This is a genomic window from Flavobacterium sp., assembly GCF_049318325.1.
Taxonomy (GTDB): Bacteria; Bacteroidota; Bacteroidia; order Flavobacteriales; family Flavobacteriaceae; genus Flavobacterium.
Genome location: NZ_JBMOGQ010000203.1, coordinates 1 through 2,492, shown reverse-complemented (window position 1 = coordinate 2,492; position 2,492 = coordinate 1). Strand labels below are relative to the sequence as shown.

Sequence of the window (2,492 nt, the reverse complement as noted above, 5' to 3'; positions counted from 1 at the left end):
TGCCATCTAACGATCAAGGGATTGATTTGATTGCAGAAAATAAAGATGGTACATTTTGGGCGATACAATGCAAGTATTTGCAAGATGAAGAACAGCGATTATCACACAGAGCAATATCAACCTTTACATCACTAAGCAAGTTAACAGCAAAAAATATTTCTTACTGTTTAGTTGCGACCACAGCGGATGACTATGCAAAGTTGTATAAGGGAAACAATGCAATTGGGTTCATCAATGCTGATGAGTGGAATAAACTAACAAAAGAAAATTTCGATAATGTAAGACTCTTGTTAAAAGACAAACCGTTAGTTCTTAAACCCTACAAGCCGAAGAAACACCAACAAAAAGCACTAAAAGAAGCCAAAGAGCATTTCCTAAAGCAAAAGCATAAAAGAGGAAAGCTTGTGTTTCCCTGTGGCGCTGGAAAAAGTTTGACGGGATACTGGATTAAAAAAGAATTAAATGCTCAAAGTACTATTGTTGCAGTGCCTTCACTCTCATTGGTTAAACAAACCCTAGAAGTGTATTTGCGTGAATCTGTTGCCAATAAACAGAAAATAGAATGGCTTTGTGTTTGTAGTGATGAAGGAATTGGAAAGAACGATGATGTGGTAGTGCATACCAATGAAATTGGTGTGCCTTGTATCACCGACAAAAATTTCATTGCCAATTGGATAAAGACAAATAAAAAGAATCGGACAGTCATTTTTACAACGTATCAATCCGGTAAAACCATAGTAGAAGCTGCTAAAATTGCCAAAGCGAAATTTGATTTGGGAATAATGGATGAAGCCCATAAAACTGTTGGTAATCAAGAAAAGCTATTCAGTTATTTATTGTTTGATAAAAATATCAAAATAGACAAGCGGATTTTTATGACCGCTACGGAAAGAAGATATGCTGGTTCGTCTGAGAATATTTTGAGTATGGATGATGTGGAGGTGTATGGTGAAACTTTTACTCAAATGCCTTTTAAAGAGGCAATAAGTGAAGGGATACTTTCTGACTATAAAATCATCACCTTATTTATTTCGGATAAAGAGGTAAAACAAATCATAGAGAAAAATGCTTTTGTAAAACCTGAGGGTAAAGAGTGGGATAAAGAAACAGAAGCAAGAACATTGGCTTCGATGATTGCATTACGAAAAGCGATGAAACAATTTCCAATTCATCATGCAGTTACTTTTCACTCTAGTATTAAAAAAGCTGAGGCATTTGAGCAAAGCCAAGCCGTTTTTAGTAAAGCATTTCCCCAGTTCAAAAAGATAGATTCGTTTCATGTATCTGGCGCAATGGCAACCTCACAAAGAAGCAAAATCGTTAATGAATTTGCTTATTCCCAAAAAGCCATCATCACCAATGCCAAATGCTTAACAGAGGGTGTCGATGTTCCGAATATTGATTGTGTACTGTTTGCAGATCCTAGGAAAAGTACAGTAGATATTGTACAAGCCGTTGGACGTGCACTACGTAAAAAAGAAGGGAAGCAATTTGGCTATGTAATTCTTCCTGTATTTACTAAATCTAAAACCAAGGAAGAAATAATTGAGAGTGCTGAATTTAAAGAGATATTAAGTACACTCAGAGCATTGGCATCTAATGATGAGAGAATTATTGAATATTTCCGAGACATTAGTAAAAATGGGAAGAAGAACTCATCAAATAGTGGACTTGTTCAGTTTGAAATTGATGAAAATATTTTAGAAACAATAAGCGAAACCAATTTGATTGAATTTCTTCAATTAAAATCATGGGATAAGCTTGCTAAGTTGAGTTGGATGCCGTTTGAAGAGGCTAAGGATTATGTAAGAAAATTAGGAATGAAAAACCAAAAAGAATGGGTAAAATATGCTAGGTCAATTAAAAAACCAATTGATATTCCATCCACACCTATGCAGATATATAAAAATTCAGGGTGGATAAATATGGGTAATTGGCTTGGTACTGATTTTGTTCCTCCGAGGTTGATAGAATTTTTAAATTATGAAAATGCAAATAGTTTTGTTAAAAATTTGAAAATAAATTCACAAAAAGAATGGAAGGAATATTGTTTATCTGGACAAAAACCAATAAATATCCCTTCAAATCCATATCAAGTATATCAAAACAATGGTTGGATTGATTGGGGAGATTGGCTAGGAAATTATAAAAAATCAACTATTGGTCGTTCTTATTTAAGTTTTGAAGAGGCAAAGAAGTTCGTGCACAAACTGAATCTAAAAAATAGGACAGAATGGAGTAATTATTGTAAATCCGGTAAAAAGCCTATCAATATTCCAACAAAAGTATCAGGCATTTATAAAAATAAAGGCTGGATTAACTGGAGTGATTGGCTAGGAACAGATCAATATTTTGCAAAAAACAGAAATTATATGAGTTTTAAAAAGTTGAAATTTTATATAAAGTCTTTTAAATTAAGTTCACGACTAGATTGGGCAAATCATTGGAAGAAAAATAAACGTCCAATGGAAATACCCTCTCAACCTCATAAA

General features: G+C 33.7%; 1 protein-coding gene. It reads left to right on the top strand.

Translation table 11 applies throughout. The annotated features are described in order from the left end of the window. A partial coding sequence (locus ACOYLP_RS11700) for a DEAD/DEAH box helicase family protein (RefSeq protein ID WP_422856348.1) occupies nt 1-2,492 on the top strand: 2,492 nt, incomplete at both ends.